Source organism: Streptomyces sp. NPDC048606, from assembly GCF_040650855.1.
Lineage (GTDB): Bacteria > Actinomycetota > Actinomycetes > Streptomycetales > Streptomycetaceae > Streptomyces.
Genome location: NZ_JBEZIB010000051.1, coordinates 1 through 26,434 on the forward strand (window position 1 = coordinate 1; position 26,434 = coordinate 26,434).

24 protein-coding genes are annotated in these 26,434 nt (G+C 73.7%); 12 read left to right on the forward strand and 12 right to left on the reverse strand.

Annotation, left to right across the window (positions count from 1 at the left end; all coding sequences use genetic code 11):
* The first annotated feature begins 669 nt into the window (after nucleotides 1-669).
* Nucleotides 670-1,668 (forward strand): tryptophan--tRNA ligase, encoded by a 999-nt coding sequence (gene trpS, locus AB0D01_RS35795; protein WP_363062862.1) that lies wholly within the window; start codon nucleotides 670-672, stop codon nucleotides 1,666-1,668.
* A gap of 63 nt (nucleotides 1,669-1,731) precedes the next feature.
* On the opposite strand, the gene proC is transcribed toward trpS, so the two are convergent.
* The 5 genes from proC to AB0D01_RS35820 form a co-directional block, all read right to left on the reverse strand.
* Nucleotides 1,732-2,541, reverse strand: coding sequence for a pyrroline-5-carboxylate reductase (proC, locus tag AB0D01_RS35800; RefSeq protein WP_363062864.1), 810 nt, complete (start codon nucleotides 2,539-2,541; stop codon nucleotides 1,732-1,734).
* Between the two features lie 126 nt (nucleotides 2,542-2,667).
* Nucleotides 2,668-3,405 (reverse strand): ABC transporter permease, encoded by a 738-nt coding sequence (locus AB0D01_RS35805; RefSeq protein WP_363062866.1) that lies wholly within the window; start codon nucleotides 3,403-3,405, stop codon nucleotides 2,668-2,670.
* The gene (locus AB0D01_RS35810; protein ID WP_363062868.1) at nucleotides 3,402-4,208 is read right to left on the reverse strand and encodes an ABC transporter ATP-binding protein; all 807 of its coding nucleotides are present in this window, start codon (nucleotides 4,206-4,208) and stop codon (nucleotides 3,402-3,404) included. The genes AB0D01_RS35805 and AB0D01_RS35810 overlap by 4 nt, the downstream gene beginning before the upstream one ends.
* A gap of 91 nt (nucleotides 4,209-4,299) precedes the next feature.
* Nucleotides 4,300-4,749: a hypothetical protein gene (locus AB0D01_RS35815; RefSeq protein ID WP_363062939.1), complete on the reverse strand. Its 450-nt coding sequence runs from the start codon at nucleotides 4,747-4,749 to the stop codon at nucleotides 4,300-4,302.
* Nucleotides 4,750-4,938: 189 nt separating this feature from the next.
* Nucleotides 4,939-5,241 carry a peptidase gene (locus tag AB0D01_RS35820; protein ID WP_363062870.1) on the reverse strand — a complete coding sequence of 101 codons (303 nt, stop codon included), beginning with the start codon at nucleotides 5,239-5,241 and terminating at the stop codon, nucleotides 4,939-4,941.
* A 106-nt stretch (nucleotides 5,242-5,347) separates the two neighbouring features.
* Between AB0D01_RS35820 and AB0D01_RS35825 the strand changes: the two genes are divergently transcribed.
* Entirely contained in the window at nucleotides 5,348-7,522 is a 2,175-nt protein-coding gene (locus AB0D01_RS35825; RefSeq protein ID WP_363062872.1) for a serine/threonine-protein kinase, read from the forward strand.
* A 58-nt stretch (nucleotides 7,523-7,580) separates the two neighbouring features.
* On the opposite strand, the gene ilvD is transcribed toward AB0D01_RS35825, so the two are convergent.
* From ilvD to AB0D01_RS35845, 4 genes are all read right to left on the reverse strand, one after another.
* A complete protein-coding gene (gene ilvD / locus AB0D01_RS35830; RefSeq protein WP_363062874.1) occupies nucleotides 7,581-9,431 on the reverse strand; it encodes a dihydroxy-acid dehydratase in 1,851 nt (616 codons plus the stop codon).
* A gap of 143 nt (nucleotides 9,432-9,574) precedes the next feature.
* The gene (locus tag AB0D01_RS35835) at nucleotides 9,575-10,252 is read right to left on the reverse strand and encodes a TetR family transcriptional regulator (RefSeq protein WP_363062876.1); all 678 of its coding nucleotides are present in this window, start codon (nucleotides 10,250-10,252) and stop codon (nucleotides 9,575-9,577) included.
* Nucleotides 10,249-11,073: a sugar phosphate isomerase/epimerase gene (locus tag AB0D01_RS35840; protein WP_363062878.1), complete on the reverse strand. Its 825-nt coding sequence runs from the start codon at nucleotides 11,071-11,073 to the stop codon at nucleotides 10,249-10,251. Before AB0D01_RS35840 ends, AB0D01_RS35835 begins: the two co-directional genes overlap by 4 nt.
* Nucleotides 11,074-11,102: 29 nt before the next feature.
* On the reverse strand, nucleotides 11,103-12,029 hold the full coding sequence (locus tag AB0D01_RS35845; protein WP_363062880.1) for a Ppx/GppA phosphatase family protein: 927 nt from the start codon (nucleotides 12,027-12,029) through the stop codon (nucleotides 11,103-11,105).
* 62 nt (nucleotides 12,030-12,091) lie between these two features.
* On the opposite strand from AB0D01_RS35845, the gene AB0D01_RS35850 reads away from it, so the two are divergent.
* On the forward strand, nucleotides 12,092-12,916 hold the full coding sequence (locus tag AB0D01_RS35850) for a hypothetical protein (RefSeq protein WP_363062882.1): 825 nt from the start codon (nucleotides 12,092-12,094) through the stop codon (nucleotides 12,914-12,916).
* A 29-nt stretch (nucleotides 12,917-12,945) separates the two neighbouring features.
* On the opposite strand, the gene AB0D01_RS35855 is transcribed toward AB0D01_RS35850, so the two are convergent.
* Nucleotides 12,946-14,979 carry a hypothetical protein gene (locus AB0D01_RS35855; protein WP_363062884.1) on the reverse strand — a complete coding sequence of 678 codons (2,034 nt, stop codon included), beginning with the start codon at nucleotides 14,977-14,979 and terminating at the stop codon, nucleotides 12,946-12,948.
* 179 nt (nucleotides 14,980-15,158) lie between these two features.
* Between AB0D01_RS35855 and radA the strand changes: the two genes are divergently transcribed.
* A complete protein-coding gene (gene radA / locus AB0D01_RS35860) occupies nucleotides 15,159-16,574 on the forward strand; it encodes a DNA repair protein RadA (protein ID WP_363062886.1) in 1,416 nt (471 codons plus the stop codon).
* Nucleotides 16,575-16,771: 197 nt separating this feature from the next.
* Entirely contained in the window at nucleotides 16,772-17,896 is a 1,125-nt protein-coding gene (disA, locus tag AB0D01_RS35865; protein WP_363062888.1) for a DNA integrity scanning diadenylate cyclase DisA, read from the forward strand.
* A gap of 103 nt (nucleotides 17,897-17,999) precedes the next feature.
* On the opposite strand, the gene AB0D01_RS35870 is transcribed toward disA, so the two are convergent.
* The gene (locus AB0D01_RS35870) at nucleotides 18,000-18,800 is read right to left on the reverse strand and encodes a hypothetical protein (RefSeq protein WP_363062889.1); all 801 of its coding nucleotides are present in this window, start codon (nucleotides 18,798-18,800) and stop codon (nucleotides 18,000-18,002) included.
* Between the two features lie 160 nt (nucleotides 18,801-18,960).
* Between AB0D01_RS35870 and AB0D01_RS35875 the strand changes: the two genes are divergently transcribed.
* The 7 genes from AB0D01_RS35875 to AB0D01_RS35905 all read left to right on the forward strand — a co-directional run bounded on the left by AB0D01_RS35875 (nucleotide 18,961) and on the right by AB0D01_RS35905 (nucleotide 25,455).
* A complete protein-coding gene (locus AB0D01_RS35875; RefSeq protein WP_363062891.1) occupies nucleotides 18,961-19,566 on the forward strand; it encodes a phosphatase PAP2 family protein in 606 nt (201 codons plus the stop codon).
* A 28-nt stretch (nucleotides 19,567-19,594) separates the two neighbouring features.
* Nucleotides 19,595-20,506 (forward strand): A/G-specific adenine glycosylase, encoded by a 912-nt coding sequence (locus AB0D01_RS35880; RefSeq protein ID WP_363062893.1) that lies wholly within the window; start codon nucleotides 19,595-19,597, stop codon nucleotides 20,504-20,506.
* Between the two features lie 245 nt (nucleotides 20,507-20,751).
* Nucleotides 20,752-21,312, forward strand: coding sequence for a SigE family RNA polymerase sigma factor (locus tag AB0D01_RS35885; protein ID WP_363062895.1), 561 nt, complete (start codon nucleotides 20,752-20,754; stop codon nucleotides 21,310-21,312).
* A 38-nt stretch (nucleotides 21,313-21,350) separates the two neighbouring features.
* Nucleotides 21,351-22,001, forward strand: coding sequence for a hypothetical protein (locus AB0D01_RS35890; protein WP_363062897.1), 651 nt, complete (start codon nucleotides 21,351-21,353; stop codon nucleotides 21,999-22,001).
* A 66-nt stretch (nucleotides 22,002-22,067) separates the two neighbouring features.
* Nucleotides 22,068-22,781 (forward strand): two-component system response regulator CseB, encoded by a 714-nt coding sequence (gene cseB / locus AB0D01_RS35895; RefSeq protein ID WP_363062899.1) that lies wholly within the window; start codon nucleotides 22,068-22,070, stop codon nucleotides 22,779-22,781.
* A 62-nt stretch (nucleotides 22,782-22,843) separates the two neighbouring features.
* A complete protein-coding gene (gene cseC / locus AB0D01_RS35900; protein ID WP_363062901.1) occupies nucleotides 22,844-24,157 on the forward strand; it encodes a two-component system sensor histidine kinase CseC in 1,314 nt (437 codons plus the stop codon).
* Between the two features lie 128 nt (nucleotides 24,158-24,285).
* Nucleotides 24,286-25,455, forward strand: a complete 1,170-nt coding sequence (locus tag AB0D01_RS35905) for a LamG-like jellyroll fold domain-containing protein (protein ID WP_363062903.1) — start codon at nucleotides 24,286-24,288, stop codon at nucleotides 25,453-25,455.
* Between the two features lie 129 nt (nucleotides 25,456-25,584).
* Here AB0D01_RS35905 and AB0D01_RS35910 read toward each other — a convergent pair whose 3' ends face one another.
* Nucleotides 25,585-26,202 carry a M23 family metallopeptidase gene (locus AB0D01_RS35910; RefSeq protein ID WP_363062905.1) on the reverse strand — a complete coding sequence of 206 codons (618 nt, stop codon included), beginning with the start codon at nucleotides 26,200-26,202 and terminating at the stop codon, nucleotides 25,585-25,587.
* Nucleotides 26,203-26,434: the final 232 nt, after the last annotated feature.

A 26,434-nucleotide genomic window follows, 5' to 3' on the forward strand; every position in this document is an offset into this window, starting at 1 on the left:
CTCACCCTCTCGGGCTTTCCTCCGGGCTTTCGTTCTGTGTTCTTGCGTTTCCGACTCTATCAGACTCTTTCGGGCCCGATTTCCTCGGTGCTTTCCAGGTTCTGCGCTTTCGCGCTTTCCCTTTCCGGCGGTTCCGACTCTATCAGACTCTTTCGGGTCTGACTCCCGGTCAGCGGGTTTTGCTTTCCGGGCTGTTGGGCCCTTCCGGCGAGTGAGACAGTAGCGGATTCCTTGCCCCCGAAGCCAATCGGCGGCTGCGTCCTGGAACGCGGATTCCTCATTCGCAAATACGCATGAAAACGAGACGACAGAGTGCGTCGTTCGTTCGAATGTGTAGTGCGGGATGGCTGTCCGGGGACCGACCGGAGTCGGCGCTCACGTCGGACAACTCGAAGAACCTTACGGACCAGGCACACCTGTGTCAACCCCTGGCTGACTGGCGGCCGGCCGAAAGTCCGATGCCGTCCGCGTGGTCCGAGGGCTAGGCTCGTCCCCATGACTACGCATGCGCTCAGCCTTCGCTGGTGGGCCGCCTGACGGCGGCCGATCCACACGCGCGCACGCATGCGCTCACGGCCGCCGATCCGGCGGCCGTTTCTGTTTCTCCCTCCCGGGAGTGGCGCGGTCGCCCGAGGCGGGGCCACCGACACGGACAGGGAGACAGAGGACATGACGAGGATCTTCAGCGGGGTCAAGCCGACCGGGCACCTGACGCTGGGCAACTACCTGGGGGCCGTACGGCAGTGGGTCGCCGCGGACCAGGCGCCGGACGAGGCGCTGTTCTGCGTGGTCGACCTGCACGCGCTGACCGTCGAGCACGATCCGGCGCGCGTGCGCCGGCTGAGTCGGCAGGCGGCGACGTTGTTGCTGGCCGCCGGGTTGGACCCGCTCCGGTGCACCTTGTTCGTACAGAGCCACGTCGACGAGCACACCCGGCTGGCGTACCTGCTGGAGTGCACCGCGACGGACGGGGAGCTGCGGCGGATGGTCCAGTACCGGGAGAAGTCGGCGGCGGCGCAGGCTTCGGGGGACGGCGTACGGCTGTCGTTGCTCACCTATCCGGTGCTGATGGCCGCGGACATCCTGGCGTACGGGACGGACGAGGTGCCGGTGGGTGAGGACCAGCGGCAGCACGTCGAGCTCACGCGGGACCTGGCGGTGCGGTTCAACCAACGGTACGGACACACGTTCACCGTGCCGAAGGCGACGCATCCGGTCGTGGCGGCGCGGGTCATGGACCTCCAGGACCCGACGTCGAAGATGGGGAAGTCCGGTGACGCCGGGCCCGGGGTGGTGTTCATGCTCGACGAGCCGGACGTGATCCGCAGGAAGTTCATGCGGGCCGTGACCGACAGCGGGGACGGCGGGGTCGTCTACGACCGGGCCGCGCGGCCGGGGGTGGCGAACCTGCTCGACGTCCTGGGCGCCTGTACGGGTGGGGAGCCGGCGGTGCTCGCCGAGGGGTACGCGGGGTACGGGGCGCTGAAGCGGGACGTGGCCGAGGTGGTGGTGGAGACGCTGCGGCCGGTGCGGGAGCGGCACGCGGAGCTGGCGGCGGATCCCGGTGCGGTGGAGAAGGTGCTGCGGGACGGTGCCGAGCGGGCGCGGGGGTTGGCGCGGCCGGTGGTGGACCGGGCGTACCGGGCGATCGGGCTGCTGGAGCCCTGAGGTCCGCGCCCCGCGAGGGGTGGGCCCCCGCCGTGTGCGGGGGCCCGTGACGGGGTGCGGGGGTCAGCTGTTGCCGGAGGCGAGTTCGCGGCTGCGGTCGCGGGCGGCTTCGAGGGCGGCGATGAGGGCGGCGCGGACGCCGTGGCGTTCCAGCTCGACGATGGCGTTGATGGTGGTGCCGGCCGGGGAGGTGACGGCCTCGCGGAGCTTGACCGGGTGTTCGCCGCTGTCGCGGAGCATGACGGCGGCGCCGATGGCGGCCTGGACGATGAGGTCGTGGGCCTGGGCGCGGGGCAGTCCGAGGAGGATGCCCGCGTCGGTCATGGCCTCGACGAGGAAGTAGAAGTAGGCGGGGCCGGAGCCGGAGAGGGCGGTGGCCGCGTCCTGCTGGGACTCGGGGACGCGCAGGGTCTTGCCGACGCCGCCGAAGATCTCCTCGGTGTGCGCGAGGTGGGCGGCGGTGGCGTGGCTGCCGGCGGAGATGACGGACATGGCCTCGTCGACGAGGGCGGGGGTGTTCGTCATGACGCGGACGACGGGGGTGCCGGGGGCGAGCCGTTCCTCGAAGAAGGAGGTCGGGATGCCGGCGGCGCCGCTGATGACCAGGCGGTCGGCGGGGACGTGGGGGGCGAGCTCTTCGAGGAGCTTGCCCATGTCCTGCGGCTTGACGGTGAGGATGAGGGTGTCGGCCTGCTTGGCGGCTTCCGCGTTGCTGACGGCCTCGACGCCGTAGCGGGTGCGCAGTTCCTCGGCGCGTTCGGAGCGGCGGGCGGTGACGAGGAGCTTGGAGGCGGGCCACCCGCCGCGGATCATTCCGCTGAGCAGGGCCTCGCCGATCTTGCCGGTACCGAGGACTGCGACTGTCTGGGTCATGCCCGATTCACCTCGCCGAACGTTTCCTTCACGCGTGCTGCGTATGCCTCCTCATCCTTTCACCCGTGGTGCGGGCGGCGGGGGGCTGTCCGCAGTGCGGTCAGGGTGGTCGGGGCGGTGGGGTGGTCAGGGGGTGCGGCGGCGGAGGGTGGCGGCGCCGAGGGCGAGGACGAGCAGGGCGCAGGCGGCGACGACGGCGGCGTCGCGGAGGAACTCGGTGGTCATGTCGGTGTGGGTGAGGACCTGGGTCATGCCGTCGACGGCGTAGGACATGGGCAGGACGTTCGAGATGCCTTCGAGGACGGGCTGCATGGTGTCGCGGGGTGCGAAGAGGCCGCACAGCAGGAGCTGGGGGAAGATCACGGCCGGCATGAACTGGACGGCCTGGAACTCCGAGGCGGCGAAGGCGGAGACGAAGAGTCCGAGGGCGGTGCCGAGGAGGGCGTCGAGGAGGGCTACGAGCAGGAGCAGCCAGGGGGAGCCGGTGACGTCGAGGCCGAGGAGCCAGAGGGCGAGGCCGGTGGCGAGGAGGGACTGGGCGACGGCGACGGCGCCGAAGGCGAGGGCGTAGCCGGCGATGAGGTCGCCCTTGCCGAGGGGCATGGCGAGGAGGCGTTCGAGGGTGCCGGAGGTGCGTTCGCGCAGGGTGGCGATGGAGGTCACGAGGAACATCGTGATGAGGGGGAAGATGCCGAGCAGGGAGGCGCCGATGCCGTCGAAGGTGCGCGGGCTGCCGTCGAAGACGTAGCGCAGCAGGGTGAGCATCAGGACGGGGACCAGCAGCATCAGGGCGATGGAGCGCGGGTCGTGGCGGAGCTGGCGCAGGACGCGGGCGGCGGTGGCGGTGGTGCGGGCGGCGTTCATCGGGCTTCGGTCTCCTGGATGTCCCGGGCGGCGGCGTTGGCCTGGTCGACGAGGCGCAGGAAGCCTTCCTCGACGGTGGTGGCGTGGGTGCGGGTGCGCAGTGCGTCGGGGGTGTCGCGGGCGAGGATGCGGCCTTCGCGCATGAGGAGGAGGTCGTGGCAGCGTTCGGCCTCGTCCATGACGTGGGAGGAGACGAGGATCGTGGTGCCGCGGTCGGTGGTGAGGTCGTGGAAGAGGTTCCACAGGTCGCGGCGCAGGACGGGGTCGAGTCCGACGGTGGGTTCGTCGAGGACGAGGAGTTCGGGGGTGCCGAGGAGGGCGACGGCGAGGGAGACGCGGCTGCGTTGTCCGCCGGAGAGGTTGCCGGCGAGGGCGTCGGCGCGGGTGGTGAGGTCGACGTCGGCGATGGCGCGGGCGACGCCTTCGGTGCGGCGGTCGGCGGCGGCCCGGCCGGGGTCGAGGACGGCGGCGAAGTAGTCGAGGTTCTGTCGGACGGTGAGGTCGTCGTAGACGGAGGGGGCCTGGGTGACGTAGCCGACGCGGGAGCGGAGGGCGGGGTGTCCGGCGGGTCGGCCGAGGACGTCGAGGGTGCCGGTGACGTGGGCCTGGGTGCCGACGACGGCGCGCATGAGGGTGGATTTGCCGCAGCCGGAGGGGCCGAGGAGGCCGGTGATGCGGCCGCGGGGGACGTCGAAGGCGAGGGCGTCGAGGACGGTGCGGGGGTGGCGGCCGGTGCCGCGGCGGACGGTGAGGTCGTGGGCGTGGACGGCGTGGGCGGCTCCGTCCGACCGGTTATTCATCATGTGATGAATAATGCTCCTGGCGGTGCCCGGACGTCAATCGGCCGGAACGGACGAAGGCGCGGACGGGCGGTGCGGGCGGACCCGGCGGGGGCTACTTCCGGCGCTTGGGACGGCGGGCGGCCGGGTTGCCCGTACGGGAACTGCGGCGGCGATCGAATTCGGCCACGGCACGCTCGTACTCGGCGCGGTGGAGCTTCTCCCCCGGCGCCTCGAAGAGGGAGCGCAGGAAGTACGCGATGAGGGAGCCGATGAAGCCGATCGCCTTCAGGCCCTTGAGGGCGGCCTCGTCGGAGGACGGGGCGGCACGACGGCTGAAGGAGTCCCAGGTCTTGACGAAGGCGATGGAACTCGCGATCGCGAAGAGGATGACGACGGAGATGCTGAGGAACGGGCCGACGTTGCCGATCTCCAGACCCTCGTAGGCGAAGCGCAGCAGGTACGCGGAGGCCACGGCGCCCAGCAGCGAGCCGACGGCGACGCCCGCGCGGCGCGCGGCGTAGCCGCCGTCGTGGTCCACCCAGGTGGTGCCGAAGAACTTGATCGGCTCGGGCCGCGGGCCGGGCGCGGGCTCCGGGCGGGCTTCGGCCCGGCGCTCCGGCGAGCCCTGCTCCGGCTGCCGGTCCTGGTTCTGGTCTCGCTGCTCGTCTTCGCTCACACCGGCGATTATCCCCCGGCGGGCACGGCCCGCCGGGGGCGTCTCACGTGGCAGAACGGTGACGGGCCGACCGGCTCAGGCGCAGCGGCCGGCGACGTAGCCGTCGCTCCCGGTGCGGACGTAGGCGTCGGAGACGAACTGGCCGTTGCCGATGCAGTCCCACAGGTCGGTGGTGCCGTACGGGCCCGAGACCATCGTGCCCGGGCACTGGCAGCGGATGGTGACGCTCGCGCCCAGGGGCAGGACGCGCACGACGGAGTAGTTGGTGCCCGGGCCGCTGCGGACGTTCACCTGGTGGCCGGGCGCGACCGGGAAGGTCGGGAAACCGCTCGCGGCGGCCAGGCTCTCGACCTGGCTCGAATCGTTCTCGACGGACATAAGAAAACTCCCCCCATGGGTGTTGCCCTGCGCAACGCGCGCAGGGTAGCAGGACCTTGGGGTTCCGCCCGCGCCATCGACTAGGCTCGATCGGGGGTGATGAGCGGTGCATTCGCTGCGCGCGGACTACGCGGGGTTTCCGGAGTACGCCGGGCAGTACCGGCTCGAATCCGTGCTCGGCTCCGGCGGCATGGGCGTCGTCCACCTGGCCGCCTCCAGCTCCGGGCTGAAACTCGCCGTCAAGGTGGTCCACGCCCAGCACGCGGTGGACCCGGAGTTCCGCGCGCGGTTCCGGCAGGAGGTCGCGGCCGCCCGGCGCGTGAGCGGGGCCTTCACCGCGCCCGTCGTCGACGCCGACCCCGACGCCGAACGGCCGTGGATGGCCACCCTGTTCATCGACGCCCCGACCCTGTCCGAGCGGGTCCGCGAACGCGTGCTGGACCCCGACGAGCTGATCCGGCTCGCGGCCGGCCTGGCCGAGGCCCTGCGCGACATCCACCGCGCCGGCGTCGTACACCGGGACCTGAAGCCGAGCAACGTGCTGATGGCCCCCGACGGGGTGCGCGTCATCGACTTCGGCATCTCGCGCCCGGCCGACAGCGACCTGCGGACCGAGACGGGCAAGCTGATCGGAACGCCGCCGTTCATGGCGCCCGAACAGTTCCAGCGGCCGCGCGAGGTGGGCACCGCGGCGGACGTGTTCGCCCTCGGCGCGGTGCTCGTGCACGCGGCGACCGGCCGGGGCCCCTTCGACTCCGACAGCCACTACCTCGTCGCCTACCAGGTCGTGCACAGCGAGCCGGACCTCACCGGGCTGCCCGCGCCGCTCGTGCCGATCGTGACCCGCTGCCTGGCCAAGGACCCGGAGCTGCGGCCGACCGCCGAGGCCCTGATCGCCGAGGTCCGCGCCGCGACGAGCCCGACGGGCGAGGACACGCAGACCTTCATACCGCAGCCGCGCCGGCCCTCCCCGCTGGAGGAGGAGCCGGTCACGCACCTCCGCGACCGGCCCGCCGCCCGGGAACCGGAGCCGGACGCGGAGCCGGACGCGGGGTCGGGGCCCGCCGCCGCAGCCCCCGCCCGGCGCGCCCGACGGCGCCTCGTGCGGGGCGCCGCCGCCCTCGTGCTGCTCCTCGCCGGCGGGGCCGGAGCCTGGCTGCACTTCGCCACCGCCGACGAGGCCCCGCGCACCCGCGTCGGACAGGGCCCCGACACCGGGCACGACCCGGCCCCCCTCGCCCCCTGGGCCACCACCCTGGGCGAGCCCGGCGCCGGGAACCGGGCCGCCGCCTGCTCCTGGCTGTCGGGCGGCCTCTACTGCTCCGGGCACGGCGTCGCTGCGGGCCGCCTGGACCCGGCGAGCGGCGCGCCGCTGTGGTCCGTACGGGCCGGCGAGGCCGCCGAACGGACGGCCACCGACAGCGCGCCCGCGTACGGCGGCGGGCTGGTCGTCTCCGTCGCCTCGGGCAGCCGCACCCTGCGGGCGCTGGACCCCGCCACCGGGGCGGAACGCTGGAAGCGCGCCCTGCCCGACGCCACCCGCGTCCTGGTCCTCGGCGAGCGGACCCTGCTCGCCGGCCCGACCGGCGAGGCGACCGTCCTCGACACGGCCACCGGGACGCAGCGCTGGACCCGCCGGATCGGCGGCGTCGGCTCCGTCTGGTGGTCCGACCCGGACGGCTCCGGGCTCTACGCCGCCACCCGCGAGGCCGACGGCAGGGCGACGCAGCTCGTCTCCGTGGCCCCGGAGAGCGGGGCCGAACGCTGGCACCTGCGCACGAGCGGGATGCTGCGCCCCCTCGGCGTGGCCCGGGGGGCGGCGTACCTCCTGGACGACGACACCTCGACGAAGACCCGCGCGGTGGTCCGCGTGGACCTGGCGAGCCGCGCCCTGCACCGCGTCCTGCTGTCCGTGCCCCTCCTCGACGCGGAGGGGTCGGTCGGCCCCGACGGGACGGTGTACGCCTTCGGGACGGCGGGGGCGCTCGTGGCCGTCGGGCCGGACGGGGAGCGCTGGCGCCTGGAGACCGGGGTGTCGGCGGCCTCGCGGCCGGTGTTCTCGCAGGGGCGGCTCTTCCTGAGCGCGCAGGACGGCCGGCTGCTGGCCGTGGACGCGACGGCCGGACGGCTGGAGGGGCAGACGAAACTGCGCGCCCCGGCCGGTGCGGGCGCCTTCAGCGCCACCCTGCCCGCCCCCGTCGCCGCCGAGAACCGGGTCTTCGCGACCGCGCCCGACGGCAGCGTGTTCGCCGTGGACGCGCGGAACCCCGCCGGGTGGTGAAGCGGCCCGGCGGGGTCCTCGTACGTCCCGTGGTGGGACGGGGAGCGGTGGTGCGGGATCAGCCCAGGCGGCTGACGTCGCGGACGGCGCCCTTGTCGGCGCTGGTCGCCATCGCCGCGTAGGCGCGCAGGGCCGCGGAGACCTTGCGCTCGCGGTCCTTCGGCGCGTACACGCCGCCCAGGGCCGCGTGGCGGGCGGCCAGGGTGGCCTCGTCGACCAGCAGCTCGATCGAGCGGTTCGGGATGTCGATGCGGATGCGGTCGCCGTCCTCGACGACGGCGATGTCGCCGCCCGAGGCCGCCTCCGGGGAGGCGTGGCCGATGGACAGGCCCGAGGTGCCGCCGGAGAAGCGGCCGTCCGTCACCAGGGCGCAGACCTTGCCGAGGCCGCGGCCCTTGAGGAAGGACGTCGGGTAGAGCATCTCCTGCATGCCGGGGCCGCCGCGCGGGCCCTCGTAGCGGATGACGACGACGTCACCGGCCTTCACCTCCTTGCGGAGGATCTTGTCGACGGCCTCGTCCTGCGACTCGCACACCACGGCCGGGCCCTCGAAGGTCCAGATCGACTCGTCCACGCCGGCGGTCTTGACGACGCAGCCGTCGACGGCGATGTTGCCGCGCAGCACCGCCAGGCCGCCGTCCTTGGAGTAGGCGTGCTGGACGGAGCGGATGCAGCCGCCCTCGGCGTCGAGGTCGAGGGTGTCCCAGCGCTCGGACTGGGAGAAGGCGGTGGCGGAGCGCTTGCAGCCGGGGGCCGCGTGCCACAGCTCCATGGCCTCCTCGGAGGCGGTGGCGGAGCGGGCGTCCCAGGTGCCCAGCCAGTCGTCGAGGCCCTGGGAGTGGACGGTGGTGACGTTCTTGTTGAGGAGGCCGCCGCGGTGCAGCTCGCCGAGGATCGCGGGGATGCCGCCGGCGCGGTGGACGTCCTCCATGTAGTACGTGCCGCCCGGCGCCACGTTCGGGGCGACCTTGGCCAGGCAGGGGACGCGGCGCGAGACCTCGTCGATGTCCTTGAGGTCGTACTCCAGGCCCGCCTCCTGCGCCGCCGCCAGCAGGTGCAGGATCGTGTTCGTGGAGCCGCCCATGGCGATGTCGAGGGCCATGGCGTTCTCGAAGGCCTCGCGGGTGGCGATGTTGCGCGGCAGGACGGACTCGTCGCCGCCCTCGTAGTAGCGCTTGGTGATCTCCACGACCGTGCGGCCGGCGTTCTCGTACAGGGCGCGGCGGGCGGTGTGCGTGGCGAGGACCGAGCCGTTGCCCGGGAGGGCCAGGCCGATGGCCTCGGCGAGGCAGTTCATCGAGTTGGCGGTGAACATGCCGGAACACGAGCCGCAGGTCGGACAGGCGTTCTCCTCGATGCGGAGCACGTCCTCGTCGGACACGTTCTCGTTGGAGGCGTCGACCATGGCGTCGATCAGGTCCAGCTTGCGGACGGTGCCGTCGACGAGGGTGGCCTGGCCGGCCTCCATCGGGCCGCCGGAGACGAAGACGACCGGGATGTTCAGGCGCATGGCGGCCATCAGCATGCCCGGGGTGATCTTGTCGCAGTTGGAGATGCAGATCAGGGCGTCGGCGCAGTGCGCCTCGACCATGTACTCCACGCTGTCCGCGATGAGGTCGCGGGAGGGCAGGGAGTACAGCATCCCGGCGTGGCCCATGGCGATGCCGTCGTCGACGGCGATCGTGTTGAACTCGCGCGGGATCGCGCCGGCGGCGCGGATGGCGTCGGAGACGATGCGGCCGACCGGGGCCAGGTGGGTGTGGCCGGGCACGAACTCGGTGAACGAGTTGGCCACCGCGATGATCGGCTTGCCGATGTCCTCGCTCGCTACGCCCGACGCGCGCATCAGCGCACGAGCGCCTGCCATGTTGCGGCCGTGGGTGACGGTGCGGGACCTCAGCTCGGGCATGCGGTTTCACTCCCCATGAGTGCGGCTGTACGGTCAGCCGCGACTGTGGATATGGCTCGGTTACGAGGCTACGCCCACCGCCCGCGATCCGGACACCTCGTCCGCATGCCGGGACGGGGGGCTCATTCCTCGGTCAGGCCCCGTCAGGCCTCGGTCAGGTAGCGCTGGAGGGTCGGGGCGACCAGGGTGACGATCTCCTCCGGGTCGGCGGAGGCCAGCGGCTCCACCTGGACGACGTAGCGCAGGATCGCGATCCCGACCATGTGCGAGGCGGCCAGCTCGGCCCGGAAGGTCGGGTTCGGGACGTCGAGGTCGGCGGCGACCCGCTCCAGCAGGCGGCGCAGGACCAGCCCCCGCAGGACCTTGGCGGCGGCCTCGTGCGTGAGCGCGGAACGGATCACGGCCAGCAGGGGGACGCGCGTGACCGGGTTCTCCCACACGCTCAGGAAGTACCGGGCCAGCCGCTCCCCGATGCCGTCGGGGCCCTCGCCGAGGATGGCCGGGACCACCAGGGCGGGCTCCATCGACACCTCGACGGCGGCGGCGAACAGGTCGTCCTTGGTCCCGAAGTAGTGGTGCACCAGCGCCGGGTCCACGCCGGCGACCTTCGCGATGCCGCGCACGGAGGTCTTGTCGTAGCCGCGCTCGGCGAACACCTCGCGGGCGGCGAGCCGGATCCGCTCCTGGGTGCCGGGGCCGTCGTCGGCCTCGTCCTGCCGGGGGCGGCCGGGGCCGCGCCGGCGCCTGACGGGGGCGGGGGCCGTCGGCTCGGCGGGCTCGGGCTTGGGCTCGGCGCGCTCGGGCTCGGTGGGGTCGGTCACGGGCGTCGCGCCGGTTCCGCGAGGTGGCGGCGGGTGAACTCCAGCGCCTCGGCGAGGTCGGCCTCGCGTTCGGCGGAGGACATCGCCCGGCGGGTGTTCACCTCGATGACGATGTGCCCGTCGAAGGACGTACGGGCCAACCCGGCGAGCAGCTCGGCGCAGGGTTGCGTACCGCGCCCGGGGACGAGGTGCTCGTCCTTCGCGGAGCCGTTCCCGTCGGCGAGGTGGATGTGGGCCAGCCGGTCGCCCATCCGGTCGATCATCGCGGCGGCGTCGGTGCGGGCGGTCGCGGTGTGGGAGAGGTCGACGGTGAAGTGCCGGTAGTCGTCCTTGGTCACGTCCCACTCGGGCGCGTACGCGAGCATCTCGCGGTCGCGGTAGCGCCACGGGTACATGTTCTCCACGGCGAACCGCACGTCCGTCTCGTCCGCCATCCGCCAGATCCCGCCGACGAAGTCCCGCGCGTACTGCCGCTGCCAGCGAAAGGGCGGGTGCACGACGACCGTGGACGCCCCGAGCTTCTCGGCCGCGGCCTGCGCGCGCTGGAGCTTGGTCCACGGGTCGGTGGACCACACGCGCTGCGTGATCAGCAGACACGGCGCGTGGATGGCCAGGATCGGCACGCCGTGGTCGTCGGACAGCCGGCGCAGGGCGTCGACGTCCTGGCTGACCGGATCCGTCCACACCATGACCTCGACCCCGTCGTAACCGAGGCGGCCGGCGATCTCGAACGCGGTCGCCGTGGACTCCGGATACACGGAGGCGGTGGACAGGGCGACCTTCGGGGCGCGGGTGGTCGGGATACGGACTGGTTCTGCCACGGTGACAGGTTACGCGCGCGACGCCCCCGCTACGGCAGGTGGTCCAGGCGGCGGAGGATCACGCCCTCGCGCAGGGCCCAGGGGCAGATCTCCAGTTCCTCGACGCCGAGGAGGTCCATCGTGGCCTCCGCCACCAGGGCGCCGGCCAGGAGTTGTCCGGCGCGGCCCTCGGAGACGCCGGGCAGGCCGGCGCGTTCGGCGGCGGTCATCGTCGCCAGGCGCGGTACCCACTCCTCCAGGGACTTGCGGGTCAGGTCGCGCTGGACGTACAGGCCGTCCGCCTCGCGGGCCGCTCCCGCGATCCGGGCGAGCTGCTTGAAGGTCTTGGAGGTGGCCACCACGTGGTCCGGGACCCCGAAGCGGCTGAACTCGCCGACGGTCCGCGCGATCTGGGCCCGCACGTGCCGGCGCAGCGCCTTCACGTCGCCCGGGTCCGGCGGGTCGGTCGGGAGCCAGGCGGAGGTGAGGCGGCCGGCGCCGAGCGGCAGGGAGACGGCGGCGTCGGGGTCCTCGTCGATGCCGTACGCGATCTCCAGCGAGCCGCCGCCGATGTCGAGGACGAGGAGCTTGCCCGCCGACCAGCCGAACCAGCGCCGCACGGCGAGGAAGGTGAGGCGGGCCTCGTCCCCGCCGCTGAGGACGGGCAGGTCGACCCCGGTCTCGGCCTTGACGCGGGCGAGGACCTCGTCGGCGTTGGTGGCCTCGCGCACCGCGCTGGTAGCGAAGGGCAGGACGTCCTCGCAGCCCTTGTCCTCGGCGGCCTGTACGGCGGCCCCGATCACGGACACGAGCCGCTCGATGCCGTCGGGGGAGACGGCGCCGTGCTCGTCGAGCAGCTCCGCCAGTCGTAGTTGCACCTTGTGCGAGTGCGCGGGCAGGGGGCGCGCGCCGGGGTGGGCGTCCACCACCAGCAGATGCACCGTGTTCGAACCCACGTCGAGGACACCGAGTCTCATACGGGAAACGCTACTGGGCCGAACGCGTAGGGGTGAGGTAAGGGGCGCTTAGGCTTGGGTTTGTGCCAAATACGAAGAAGGCCAACAAGAACGCGTCGAAGAAGTCCGCGGGCGGGGCGAAGCCCAAGGGCAAGGGCAAGGAGCCGGACGAGAAGGGGCTGGACTTCCCCCGGGCCTGGGTGGAGTTCCCCGATCCCGCCGACGACGAACAGGTCTTCCGCTGTGACCTGACCTGGCTGACCTCCCGCTGGACCTGCGTCTTCGGCAGTGGCTGCCAGGGCATCCAGGCGGGTCGGGCCTCCGACGGCTGCTGCACGCTCGGGGCGCACTTCTCCGACGAGGACGACGAGAAGCGGGTCGCCGAACACGTGGCACGGCTGACGCCGGAGCTGTGGCAGTTCCACGACGAGGGCAGCGAGAGCGGCTGGACGCAGTTCGACGACGACGGGGAGAAGCAGACCCGCCGCTGGGACGGCGCCTGCATCTTCCTGAACCGGCCCGGTTTCCCGGCCGGGGCGGGCTGTTCGCTGCACATCCTGGCGTTGAAGAGCGGCCAGGAGCCGCTGGAGACGAAGCCGGACGTGTGCTGGCAGCTCCCGATCCGCCGCACCTACGACTGGATCGACCGGCCGGACGACACCCGGGTGCTCCAGGTGTCGATCGGCGAGTACGACCGGCGCGGGTGGGGGCCGGGCGGTCACGACCTGCACTGGTGGTGCACGTCGGCGACCTCGGCGCACGGTGCGGGCAAGCCGGTGTACGAGTCGTACCGGCCGGAGCTGACGGAGCTGATGGGCCCGGAGGCCTACGCGGAGCTGGTGCGGCTGTGCGAGGCGCGGCTCGCCTCGCTGCTGCCCATGGCCCCGCACCCGGCGGACCCGGTCTAGGTCTCCGCCGCGTCGCTTCCCCCGGGGCGCTACGTCGCCGGCCCCGGGGAAACCGTTCCTTCCGGCTGGCCCCCCGACGGGCCGGGCTCCGCGGGCGTGCTCGGGGTCGGCGTCGGTGAGGGGGGTGTCGGGGTCGGCGTCGGCTCCGGCGGGGTGGGCGTGGGCGTCGGGGTCGGGGTGGGCTCCGGCGTGGGTTCGGCGGTGGGCGGGGTGCGGGTCGGGGTGGGTTCGGCGGGGGGCGCCGGGCGGCCCCGGCCCTGGATGGCGATCACCGCGCCGCCCGGGTCCACGCCGACGCGGGCCGACCAGGCGCCGACCGGCTGGGCCGCCACGTCCACGGTGATCCGTAGGGTGACCGATTCTCCAGGGGCCAGGGTGCCCGCCGTCCGGCTCGCCCGCAGCCAGGGGGCGTCGGACCAGAGCCGCCAGTCGACGGGGGCGCCGCCGGCGGCGCTCAGGGTCAGCAGGGTCACGGAGCCCTGGCCGGTGGCGGCCACGGTGAGCCGCCCGGGGGCGCCGGGGGAACCCGGTTCGGGGGTGACGGGCGGGCCGGAGCTGATGACCTCGACGGAGACGTCGGGGGCGGCGCTGCCCGGGGCGAATGCCGGTTCGCCCGTGGTGTGGGCGGTGTTGCCGAGGTTCTCGTACGCGGTCAGGGGCAGGCCCCCGGCCGGCGGCGGCGGGATCTGCGATTCACCGGCGGAGATCCGGGTGCCCTCGGCGCCGACGGGTTCGCCGGTGACGGGCGCGCCCCGGTAGGCGGCCCACAGGGCGATCACGGGCGCGGCGATGACGGTGGCGACGACGGTGGTGGTCACGGCGCGGGCCCGGATCCGGTCGCGGCGGGCGGCGCGGTCCTTGGCCGCGAGGGGGAAGCCGGTGCGGTCGAAGCGCGGGACGGGCCGGCCGGAGCGGCGGCGCCCGGAGCGCAGCATGGCGGCGTGGACGGCCCGGCGGGGGGCCGGGACCAGGGGGAGGGCGGCGGTGACGCCGGCGGAGCCGGGCCAGGGGGCGCGGGCGCCGACGTGTTCGGCGGCGCGCCGGCAGCGCGGGCAGTCGTCGACGTGCCGCACCAGCTCGGCGCGCAGGGTGCCGGACAGCAGGACGTCGCCGCTGCGCCCGCCCAGCCCGCCTGGGCAGGCCGGGGCGCCGTACCCCTCGTCCGGGCCGTCGCCGCCGGTGAGGCGGGAGACGGCCGGGCAGTTCCCGGTCTCGACGACGGCGAGGGCGGCGCGGGTGCGCTCCACCTCGCAGGCGGCGGCGGACAGCAGCTCGCGGGCGGCGGGTGCGGGGGTGCCGAGGACGGAGGCGAGCTCGGTGACGCCGAGGCGGTGGCGGACGGCGAGTTCGAGGGCCTCGCGCTGTTCCGGCGTGGTGCCGGCGGCCTCGGGCCAAGCGAGCCGGGCGAGTTCGGTGCGGCGGTAGGCGTTCACGTCGAGGCCCGGCGGCGCGTCCGGCGCATGCCCGGCGTCCGTGTGCTCCGGCGTGCGCCGGGCGGAATGCGCCCCTTGGCGGGCGCGCCGCCGTTCGGCGAGCCGGCTCAGGCAGGCCCAACGGGCGAGGGCGTACAACCAGGCGCGCCGTTCGCCCTCGTCGGGGCAGCGGCCCGGGTGCCGCTCGGCCACGGCGAGGACGTCGCCGAGGACGTCGGTGGCGACGTCGTGGTCGCACAGGACCGACAGGCAGTACGTGAACAGTCCGTCGAGATAGGGCTCGTGCCGGAAGGGCGGCGGCTCGGCGGCGGGCGCGTCAGGGCGCTCGGCGGCGGGCCCGTCGGGGCCCTCGGCGCCGCGCGCTTCGGGGCCCGGGCCCGGATCCGCGCCCCCGACGGCGGCTCCCGCCGGGGCTGCGGCCGCTTCCGCGGCGGCCCGCGTCCCGCTCCCTCCTCCGCTGCCGGCCCTCGTCCCGTGGCCGGCCGGGAACGCGGCCGGGGCCCGCGATCCCTCCTGTCCCATCGAGCCCTCTTCTCCCTCCGGTCCCACCGGCCCCGCCGAGGGCGTGCGCCCGTGCGCCCGGTGTGCGCCGGTGCGCGCCGTGGGGTGTCCCTGGTTGCTGCTGTTCACTCGGCGACCGTAGGCGGCACGCCGCCGGCGCCCCGGAAGCCTTCAGCGGTTTTAGCTCTTACGGGTGAACAGATCCGAGGTCCGCTGACGGCGTCCCTGACGCGGGCGACCCCGGCCCCGGCCGTCCCCCGGTCGGCCCCCGCCCGCCGCTGTCGGTACGGGCGGCTACGGTGGCCCGTATGGCTGCCCGCACCGCTCGTTCATCCGCCAAGGACCGACCGTCCTACCGCTGCTCCGAATGCGGGTGGACCACCGCGAAGTGGCTCGGCCGCTGCCCCGAGTGCCAGGCCTGGGGGACCGTCGAGGAGATGGGCGCCCCGGCCGTACGGACCACCGCGGCCGGTCGCGTGTCCACGGCCGCGCTGCCCATCGCCCAGGTCGACGGCCGTACGGCGACGGCGCGCAGCACCGGCGTGGACGAGCTCGACCGCGTCCTCGGCGGCGGACTGGTGCCCGGCGCGGTGGTGCTGCTGGCGGGCGAACCGGGCGTCGGCAAGTCGACGCTGCTGCTGGACGTCGCCGCGAAGGCGGCCGACGGCGACCACCGGACCCTGTACGTCACCGGCGAGGAGTCGGCGAGCCAGGTGCGGCTGCGGGCCGACCGGATCAACGCCCTGAGCGATCACCTCTACCTCGCCGCCGAGACCGACCTGTCCGCGGTGCTGGGGCACCTCGACGCGGTCAAGCCGTCCCTGCTGGTCCTGGACTCCGTGCAGACCATCGCCTCCCCCGAGATCGACGGCGCGCCCGGCGGCATGGCCCAGGTGCGGGAGGTCGCGGGCGCGCTGATCCGGGCCTCGAAGGAGCGCGGCATGGCCACCCTGCTCGTCGGCCACGTCACCAAGGACGGGGCCATCGCCGGCCCGCGCCTGCTGGAGCACCTGGTGGACGTGGTGCTCAGCTTCGAGGGGGACCGGCACGCGCGGCTGCGTCTGGTGCGCGGTGTGAAGAACCGTTACGGGGCCACCGACGAGGTCGGCTGCTTCGAGCTGCACGACGAGGGCATCACGGGTCTGGCCGACCCGAGCGGGCTGTTCCTGACCCGCCGCGCCGAGGCCGTGCCGGGCACCTGCCTGACCGTGACCCTGGAGGGGAAGCGGCCGCTGGTCGCCGAGGTGCAGGCGCTCACCGTCGACTCGCAGATCCCCTCCCCCCGCCGCACCACCTCGGGCCTGGAGACCTCGCGCGTGTCGATGATGCTCGCGGTGCTGGAGCAGCGCGGGCGCATCACGGCGCTCGGCAAGCGGGACATCTACAGCGCGACCGTGGGCGGGGTGAAGCTGACCGAGCCGGCCGCCGACCTGGCGATCGCGCTGGCGCTGGCCTCGGCCGCCAGTGACGTGCCGCTGCCGAAGAACCTCGTCGCGATCGGGGAGGTCGGCCTGGCCGGCGAGGTCCGGCGGGTGACGGGCGTGCAGCGGCGGCTGGCCGAGGCGCACCGGTTGGGCTTCACGCACGCGCTGGTCCCCGCGGACCCGGGGAAGGTGCCGGCCGGGATGAAGGTGACGGAGGTCGCGGACATGGGGGACGCGCTGCGGGTCCTGCCGCGCGGCCGCTCGCGCACGCCCGCCCGGGACCGGGCCGCCGCCGAGTAGCGGCGGGAGCCGTCCGGCCGGAGCCGTCCGGCGGGAGTTTCGGGGCGTGGGGTCCGGGGCAGGTCAAAGGGTCCCCACGGGCGCCCGTGGGGGCGGTGCGGGCCAAGGCTCGGCGGGCGCACAGGCCGCGCCGGTAGACTTTGTGCTGGTCCGCCCGGCCCCACGCAGGCGGCGCAACCCGCGACCGGAGGAGTGCAGTGGCAGCCAAGGACGGGGCATCGGCACCCGGGAAGTCCGGCGCGAGCTCCAAGCACGACGCCCTCATGCGCGCCTCGCTCAGTGCGGTCGCGCCCGGTCAGCCGTTGCGCGACGGCCTGGAGCGGATCGTCCGCGGCAACACGGGCGGCCTGATCGTCCTCGGCATGGACAAGGCCGTCGAGGCGATGTGCACGGGCGGCTTCGTCCTCGACGTGGAGTTCACGGCGACGCGGCTGCGCGAGCTGTGCAAGCTCGACGGGGCGCTGATCCTCGACAAGGACCTCACCAAGATCCTGCGCGCCGGCGTGCAGCTGGTCCCGGACGCCTCGATCCCCACGGAGGAGACGGGCACCCGGCACCGTACCGCCGACCGCGTCTCCAAGCAGTGCGGCTTCCCGGTGGTGTCGGTCTCGCAGTCGATGCGGCTGATCGCCCTGTACGTGGACGGCGAGCGGCGGGTCCTGGAGGAGTCCGGGGCGATCCTGTCGCGGGCCAACCAGGCGCTGGCCACGCTGGAGCGGTACAAGCTGCGCCTGGACGAGGTCGCGGGCACGCTGTCGGCGCTGGAGATCGAGGACCTGGTCACGGTCCGCGACGTGACGGCGGTCGCGCAGCGGCTGGAAATGGTCCGCCGGATCGCGACGGAGATCGCCGAGTACGTGGTCGAACTGGGCACGGACGGGCGACTGCTCTCGCTCCAGCTGGACGAGCTGACCGTCGGCATCGAGCAGGAGCGCGAGCTGGTCATCCGGGACTACGTGCCGGAGCCGACGGCGAAGCGTTCCCGCACGGTGGACGAGGCGCTGCCGGCGCTGGACGCGCTGACGCATCCGGAGCTGCTGGAGCTGGCCATCGTGGCGAAGGCCCTGGGTTACACCGGTTCGCCGGAGACCCTGGACTCGGCGGTGTCCCCGCGCGGGTACCGGCTGCTGGCGAAGGTGCCGCGGCTGCCGGGGGCGATCATCGAGCGGCTGGTCGAGCACTTCGGGGGCCTGCAGAAGCTGCTGGCCGCGAGCGTGGACGACCTCCAGACCGTGGACGGCGTCGGCGAGGCGCGGGCGCGCAGCGTCCGGGAGGGCCTGTCGCGCCTGGCGGAGTCCTCGATCCTGGAGCGCTACGTCTAGGAGTTCCCGTGGACCCGGCGGCCGACGGCCCCGGGAGCGCCCTTCGGCATGCCTCCCGGAGCCCCGTCGGTCGGGTCCCGTGGGTCGGGTCCCGTCGGTCGGGTCAGTCCTGCTTCAGGACGAACGAGGTCTGGGCCACCGGCATGTCCTTCGCCTTGACCTCCACCACGTACGTGTCCGGGGTGGCGCTGCCCGCCGGCGGCGTCTGGCACTGGTCGGGGGCGCTGAACCTGCGGTCCCACTCCAGCGACTGCTTCGCCTCGCCCTGCGCCGGGACGCGGAAGAAGGCGGTGGCCGCGCCGGTGGGGCAGTCGGCGGAGGACCAGACGGCCTTGGCGCCCGTGGCCTGAAGGATCGTCACGACGGCCTGCTTCGGGCCGATTCCGAACTTGCAGGTGCTGCCGGTGACGTTGCGGACGAAGAGTTCGAGGCGGGGCTTCTCGTTCGTCTCGTACTCGTTCTTCACGCTCTTGACCTCCCACTGCACGGCGCCGGGCGCGCACGTGGGCAGGGGGGAGTCCGCCGGGACCTGGGCGCCGCCGCCCGCGGTCGATCCGCCGGCGGCGCCGGCGCCCGGGCCACCGCCCGGCTCGCCGTTCTTGCCGACGCCGCCCGCGCCCGAGCCTGAACCGGTGCCGGTGCCGGCCGCGGCGCCCGACTCGGTGCGCCCGCCCGGCGCCTGACTGATCGCCGGCCCGGTGCCCGAGGGGCCCGGGGTGATGGTCTTGGTGGGGCCGGAGCCGTCTCCGCCGCCCTTGCCGTTCGTACTGGAGCCGCCGCCACCGGAACTGACGGTCCATACGGCGAGCAGCGCGAGGAGCGCGGCGACGGACGCCAACACGGCCCTCCGCCGCCAGTAGATGGAGGAGGGGAGCGGCCCGACCGGATTGCGCAGTGATCCCACGCACCGAACCTTACGAGAACTCGCCCCGCGATCAGTGCCCCACATGCCGCGGTTCCGACAGGTTTTGCCGATGATCATCCCGCGGGAGCACACGGGGGCGGTCGGTATGAGCCAGGGGCCCGGTACGACCGCTCCGGGGCCTTGCGTACCGTCAGTGACCATGGACAGCTCTGACCTCTATCGCGACATCACCGACTACGCCCACTCCGCGCCCCCCTGGTTGCAGTCGGCAGTCGAGGTCTTCACCGAATACGGGCTCCTGCTCTTCGCCGTGCTCTACATATCCGTGTGGTGGCGGGCGCGCGCGCAGGCCCCGCGGGCGCTCGCCCTGGCGGTCCTGGCGCCGCTGGTCACCGCCCTCGTCTACGTCGCCTCCGAGGGGGTCAAGTCGACCATCGAGGAGGAACGGCCGTGCCGGGCCGTGGCCGGGGCCGCCGCGTCCCTGCTGCCGTGCCCGCCCTACGGGGACTGGTCCTTCCCCAGCAACCACTCGGCGATCGCCGCCGCGGCGGCCGTGGGCGTGGCGCTCGCCGCGCCCCGGCTGGCGCTGCTGACGCTCCCGGTGGCGGTGCTGATGGCGTACTCCCGGGTGTTCGTCGGGGCGCACTACCCGCACGACGTGGCGATGGGGCTGCTGTTGGGCGCCTCCCTGGGGACGCTGGCCGTGCTCGGCCTGGCCGGTCCGATGACGCGGCTGACCTCCGCCGTGCGGGGCTCCGGCAATCCGCTGGCCGTCTGGTTCACCGGCCGGGGCCCGGCGCACTGAGCCCGAAACGTGCCAGGATGCGTGTGCCATGACTGCATCGCCTTCAGACACCTCCGCCGCGCGTGCGCGCGCGCTGCTGCACTCGTCCGTCATCACCTGGTTCGACGAGCACGCCCGTGACCTGCCCTGGCGTCGGCCCGAGGCCGGCCCCTGGGGGGTCATGGTCAGCGAGTTCATGCTCCAGCAGACGCCCGTCAGCCGGGTCCTGCCGGTCTACGAGCAGTGGATCGCCCGCTGGCCCCGACCGGCCGACCTGGCCGCCGAGGCGCCGGGCGAGGCCGTACGGGCCTGGGGGCGCCTGGGCTACCCCCGGCGGGCGCTGCGCCTGCACGGCGCGGCGGTGGCGATAACGGAGCGGCACGGGGGCGACGTACCGCGCGACCACGCGCAGCTGCTCGCGCTGCCGGGGATCGGCGAGTACACGGCGGCGGCGGTGGCCTCCTTCGCGTACGGGCAGCGGCACGCGGTGCTGGACACGAACGTGCGGCGGGTCTTCGCCCGCACCACCACCGGCGTCGAGTACCCGCCGAACGCGACGACCGCCGCCGAGCGGCGCCTGGCGCGCGAGTTGCTGCCCGAGGACGAGCCGACGGCGGCCCGCTGGGCGGCGGCCTCCATGGAGCTGGGCGCCCTCGTGTGCACCGCCAAGAGCCCGGACTGCGCGCGCTGCCCGGTGGCCGGGCAGTGCGCCTGGCGGCTGGCGGGCAAGCCGGCGCACGACGGGCCGCCGCGGCGCGGTCAGACGTACGCGGGCACCGACCGGCAGGTGCGCGGCAAGCTCCTCGCCGTGCTGCGGGAGGCGGTCGGCCCCGTTCCGCAGTCGGTGCTGGACACGGTGTGGGACGAGCCGGTGCAGCGGGCGCGGTCGCTGGACGGGCTGGTCGCGGACGGGCTGGTGGAGCCGCTCGCGCAGGGGATGTACCGGCTGCCGCAGGGCTGAGCGGGGAGGCCGTGGCGCCGGGCCCCGCCCTTCCGCGGCGCCGGCCCGCGACCCCGGACCCCGTCGAACTGAGGCACAGATTCCGCTTCCGCCCACGAAACCGCAGCTCACGGGCGTTGTTACACAACCTACGGGTGTCCGTGCGCCCACCGAAGGCTGACCCGCACAGTGCCGTGACAACCCGTCCGTAACTTCGGATCCACAAGGCAGGGACGTTCGGTGGACGGCAGGCGGAGGCGGTCAGGATGGCGCACGGCGAGGTACTCGAATTCGAGGAGTACGTACGCACCCGGCAGGACGCGCTCCTGCGCAGTGCCCGTCGCCTGGTCCCGGACCCCACCGACGCGCAGGACCTCCTGCAGACCGCGCTCGTGCGCACCTACGGCCGCTGGGAGGGCATCGCCGACAAGTCCCTGGCCGACGCCTACCTCCGCCGGGTCATGATCAACACCCGGACCGAGTGGTGGCGGGCCCGCAAGCTCGACGAGGTCCCCACCGAGCAGCTCCCGGACGCCTCCGTCGAGGACGGCTCCGAGCAGCGCGCCGACCGCGCCCTGCTGATGGACATCCTCAAGGTGCTCGCGCCCAAGCAGCGCAGCGTGGTGGTCCTGCGACACTGGGAACAGATGAGCACCGAGGAAACGGCCGCGGCGCTCGGCATGTCGACGGGAACCGTGAAGAGCACCCTGCACCGCGCCCTGGCCCGACTCCGGCAGGAGCTGGAGAGTCGGGACCTGGACCTGCGCGCGCTGGAACGCGGTGACCACACCATCCGTGACGAGGGGCGGGAGCGGTGCGCGGCCTGAGGGGCCCAGATCTGAGCGGCAGGTCTTCACTGGTGCTGATGTCGACGGGGACGATCGTCCTCGTCGGCACAGTGCTGTTCGCGGCCGGATGTTCCACCGGCGGCACGGGTCTGCGGGACGGCGGCCCCGCCCGGACCGACCCGGTGGTGCGCAGCACCCCGCCGACGGCCGAGGCGGCCACCGAACCGGCCGCGCCCGGCCACTCGCCCGCCGCGGGCACGGCGAGCCCGGTCAAGAAGGTCGACCCGGTGGCCCTGCTGAAGGCGGACCCCAAGGTCAGCTCCGCCGTCAAACGGGACCTCAAGCCCTGCACGGGCAACGAGTACCCGGTGGACGTCAGCTACGGCAAGGTCACCGGGAACACGGAAGTCGACATCGTGGTCAACGTGCTGTCCTGCGCCGACGCGCTCGGCCGCGGCTCGTACGTGTACCGGTCGGCGGCCGGCAAGTACGAGAATGTGTTCTCGGACGAGCGACCACCCGTCTACGCCGAGATCGACCGGGGCGACCTCGTGGTCAACAAGCCGGTCTACGCGAAGAGCGACGCCCTGGCCTACCCCTCCGGCGAAGACGTGATCACCTACCGCTGGGACGGGGAGAAGTTCACCGAACTGGACCGGGTGCACACGGAGTACAGCAACGTGGTCGACGGCGGGGGCCAACCCGCACCGGCCATCACCAAGAACTGACGTACGGGAGCACCGCGGCCCGCGCGAGACGGACGACCGCGGCGAGGACACGAAGTGAGGCTGGGCATGGCGGAGACCCACGTGCTGTTCGTGGAGGACGACGACGTCATCCGCGAGGCCACGACCCTGGCGCTGGAACGCGACGGGTTCGTGGTCACCGCCATGCCCGACGGCCTGTCCGGCCTGGAGTCCTTCCGCGCGAACCGCCCCGACATCGCGCTGCTGGACGTCATGGTGCCGGGCATGGACGGCGTGAGCCTGTGCCGGCGCATCCGCGACGAGTCCACCGTCCCCGTCATCATGCTGTCGGCGCGCGCCGACTCCATCGACGTGGTCCTGGGCCTGGAGGCGGGCGCCGACGACTACGTCACCAAGCCCTTCGACGGCTCCGTGCTGGTCGCCCGCATCCGCGCCGTCCTGCGCCGCTTCGGACACGCCGGCGGCAACCACAACGGCGCCTACGGCGGCCCCGACGCGGACGACTCCGGCGAGCGCGGCGTGCTGTCCTTCGGCGACCTGGAGGTCGACACCGAGGGCATGGAGGTCCGCAGGGCCGGCGCCCCGGTGGCCCTGACCCCCACCGAGATGCGACTGCTCCTGGAGTTCTCCTCCGCCCCCGGCACCGTCCTGTCCCGCGACCGGCTCCTGGAGCGGGTGTGGGACTACGACTGGGGCGGCGACACCCGCGTCGTGGACGTCCACGTCCAACGACTGCGCACCAAGATCGGCCAGGACCGCATCGAGACGGTCCGCGGCTTCGGCTACAAGCTCAAGGCATGAGGTCCGACCGCATGAGAACCGCGACCGCGTGAGGACCACCACCGCATGAGGGCCACCACCATATGAGGCGCTTCACCCTGCGCACGGGGATCCGCTGGAAGATCACGCTCGCCATCGCCGCCGTCGGCGCGCTCACCGCGCTCGCCCTGAGCCTGGTGGTGCACAGCGCCGCCCGCGTCTCGATGCTGGAGAGCGCCCGCGACGGCGAGCTGGCCCGCGTCCAGTTCATCGCCGTGAACGCCGAAGCCGGCCGCAAGCCCATCTGGGGCGCCAAGCTCAACGACCCCGACCTGCCCGCCGAACTGCGGGAGAAGGCCCGGTCGGGCCGGCGCGGCACCTACATCCAGGAGAACCCGAGGGGCAAGCAGGAGGTGTGGGCCGCCGTCCCGCTCGGCAACGGGCAGGTGCTGTCCCTGCACCACCCCTTCCGGGAGAGCGCCAACATGGTGCGGGACCTGGACCAGGCGCTCATCGTCGGCTCCCTCGCCGTGGTGATCGGCGGCTCGGCCCTCGGCGTGCTCATCGGCGGCCAGATCTCCAGCCGGCTGCGCAAGGCCGCGGCCGCCGCCCAGCGCGTCGCGCACGGGGACCCCGAGGTCCGCGTACGGGACGCGGTGGGAGGCGTCGTACGCGACGAGACGGACGACCTCGCGCGCGCCGTGGACGCCATGGCCGACGCCCTCCAACAACGGCTGGAGGCCGAACGGCGGGTGACCGCCGACATCGCCCACGAGCTGCGCACCCCGGTGACGGGCCTGCTCACCGCCGCGGAGCTGCTGCCGCCCGGCCGTCCGACGGAGCTGGTGCGCGACCGGGCCCAGGCCATGCGGGCCCTGGTCGAGGACGTCCTGGAGGTGGCCCGGCTGGACAGCGCCTCCGAGCGGGCCGAGCTCCAGGACGTGGCCCTGGGCGAGTTCGTCAGCCGCAGGGTGGCCACGCTCATGCCCGAGGCGACCGTACGGGTCGTGGCGGACGAGATCGTCAGCACGGATCCGCGCCGCCTGGAGCGCATCCTCGGCAACCTGTTGGCGAACGCCGCCCGCTACGGCAAGGCCCCGATCCAGGTCGACATCGAGGGCCGCGTCGTGCGGGTGCGCGACCACGGCCCCGGCTTCCCCGAAGCCCTGCTGCGCGAGGGCCCGAGCCGCTTCCGCACCGGCTCCACGGACCGCGCCGGCGTCGGCCACGGCCTGGGGCTGACCATCGCGGAGGGACAGGCGCGGGTCCTCGGCGCCCGGCTGACGTTCCGCAACGTCGCCGCGCCCGGCGGGTCGGTGGCCGAGGGCGCCTCCGCCGGCGCGGTGGCGGTGCTGTGGCTCCCGGAGCACGCCCCGACGGCCACGGGAAGCTTCCCGATCATCCAGCTCCCGGGCTGAACCACGGGCCCGCGGGGCGGCGTACGGGCCCGCGGGGCGGCGGCGCCGGGGCCCGGGACCGACGGGGTACGGCTCCGGGACCGACGGGGCCGTTCGCCGCGACGGGCCCATGTCTTAGCATCCGTGCCATGACTGACGGTACGGATCGCCCGCACAGCCCCCAGCCCGACCCCGCCCCCGGGAGCGGCGGCGGCTACGGATACCCGCCGGGCGCGATACCCGGCGGGTACGGCGCGCCGCAGCCGGGGCAGCCGAACCCGTACCGGTCCGAACCGGCCCCGGGGCAGGGGCAGGGGCAGGGCTTCGGGCCGCCGCCGGCCGGACCCGCACAGCCGCAGCCGCAGGCACAGCCCCAGGCTGCGTTCCCGGCCCCCGAGACCTTCAGCGCCACCCCGCAGCCCGACTGGCAGGCGCTGGCCGACCGCACCGAGGCCGAACAGCGCAAGCGCCGGCTGCTGACCTTCGGGATCGGCGGCCTCGTCCTCGCCCTCGTCGCGGGCGGCACCGCCTGGTTCTTCCTGCGGGACTCCGACGACCCCGCCGACAAGCCGGCCACCGCCGTCTCCGGCTCCCCCGACCCCTCCGGCGGCACGGCAGAATCCCCCGACCCGAAGGCCTCCGAGGACGACTCCCCCACCGTGCCGGGCGAGCCCAACCTGCTGCGCGACCGCAGCGGCAAGCTGGCCGTGGCCCTGGGCCCCGGCGCCTCCCTGGGAGAGCTGTCCAAGCGGACCGAGGTGCGCTTCAAGGGGACGCCCGACTCCTACGCGCAGGGCTCCGAGGCCGCCGTGGACGTGACGCGGAGCTTCACCGTCTCCACCCGCGCCTACAACGTCGCCGAGAACGGCTCCCGGATGGCGGTGAGCCAGGGCGACGGGGACTCGTACTCCTTCGAGCTGGGCTTCGAGGTCGTGAACGGCAAGAAGGCCTGGGTGTTCCGGGTCCAGACCGGCGACAAGGGCCAGGGGGCCACGGCCCAGCAGGTCGTCGCCGACAACGTCGACACGACGCGGACGTGGGCCCTGCTGACGGGCACCTACGACGCCGAGAAGAAGACGATCGCGCTGTGGGTCGACGACAAGCAGGCCGGACAGGCCCAGGTCGCCGGCATCTGGGCGGGCCCCGGTCCGCTCCAGCTGGGTCGGGCCCGCCACCACGGGATCTGGAGCGCCGCCTGGGACGGCCCGCTCGACCACATCCGGATCTTCGACCAGGCACTGGGCCAGGCGCAGATCACCGGCATGAAGAACGACAAGCTCGACAAGAAGACCCGCCCGACGCACTCCTGGCTGGTCTAGGCCGTCCGGCCGGCTCCCGATCGGGTCCCGGCCGGCCGCCGATCGACGGAACGCCCGAGGGCCCCGGACGTGGTGACGTCCGGGGCCCTCGGGCTGTGGCGGCGCGGCCGGGGCCGCGTACCGCCCGGGTCAGATGCTGACGCCGACGCCCCGCAGGAAGGCCATCGGGTTGATGGCCGAGCCGTAGTTCGGGGTGGTGCGGATCTCGAAGTGCAGGTGCGGGCCGCTGGAGTTGCCGGTGTTGCCGGACAGCGCGATCTGCTGGTTGACGGCGACCTTCTGGCCGATGCGGACCTGGATCTTCGACAGGTGCGCGTACTGGGAGTACTTGCCGTTCGCGTGCTTGATCACGACGGCGTTGCCGTACGCGGGGCCGTCGCCGCCACCGTTGGGGCCGGCCTTGACGACGGTGCCGGCCGCGGCGGCCTTGACCGGGGTGCCGGTCGGGACGGCGAAGTCCTGGCCGGAGTGCTTGTGCGACCACATGTTGCCGCCGAGACCGAAGGTGGCGGAGAGCGTGTAGCTCTTGACCGGCTTGGCCCACAGGGCGGACTGCGCGGCGGCGGCCTTGGCCTGGGCGTCGGCCTGCGCCTGGACGGCGGCCAGCTCGACGGTGGCGGGCATCGCGGAGGGGGCCTCGTCGGCGAAGGCGGCGGCCGTGCCGGCTCCGAGCGCCAGGACCGCACCGAGACCGGTGGCGGTGATGGCGGTGCGGATACGACGGGTGCTGACGCGCTTCGCGGACATGTGCGGACCTCCGGGGCCGGGGACAAGGACGTGAATCAGGCAAGAAAGGACCCGGCTCTGCGGCCTGTGTGCCGTCGGTGCCGGGCTTGCCCATCCTTGGTAACCCGTGTCCCCGGACTTCCCCAAACATCCCTTTTACTACCCCGGCTCGTAGGAGCCGGGGTGTGACGTGGTCGGTTGACGGCCTCCGGACTGGGGCGCGGCATGGACAAAACGGACGCCAAAACCTACG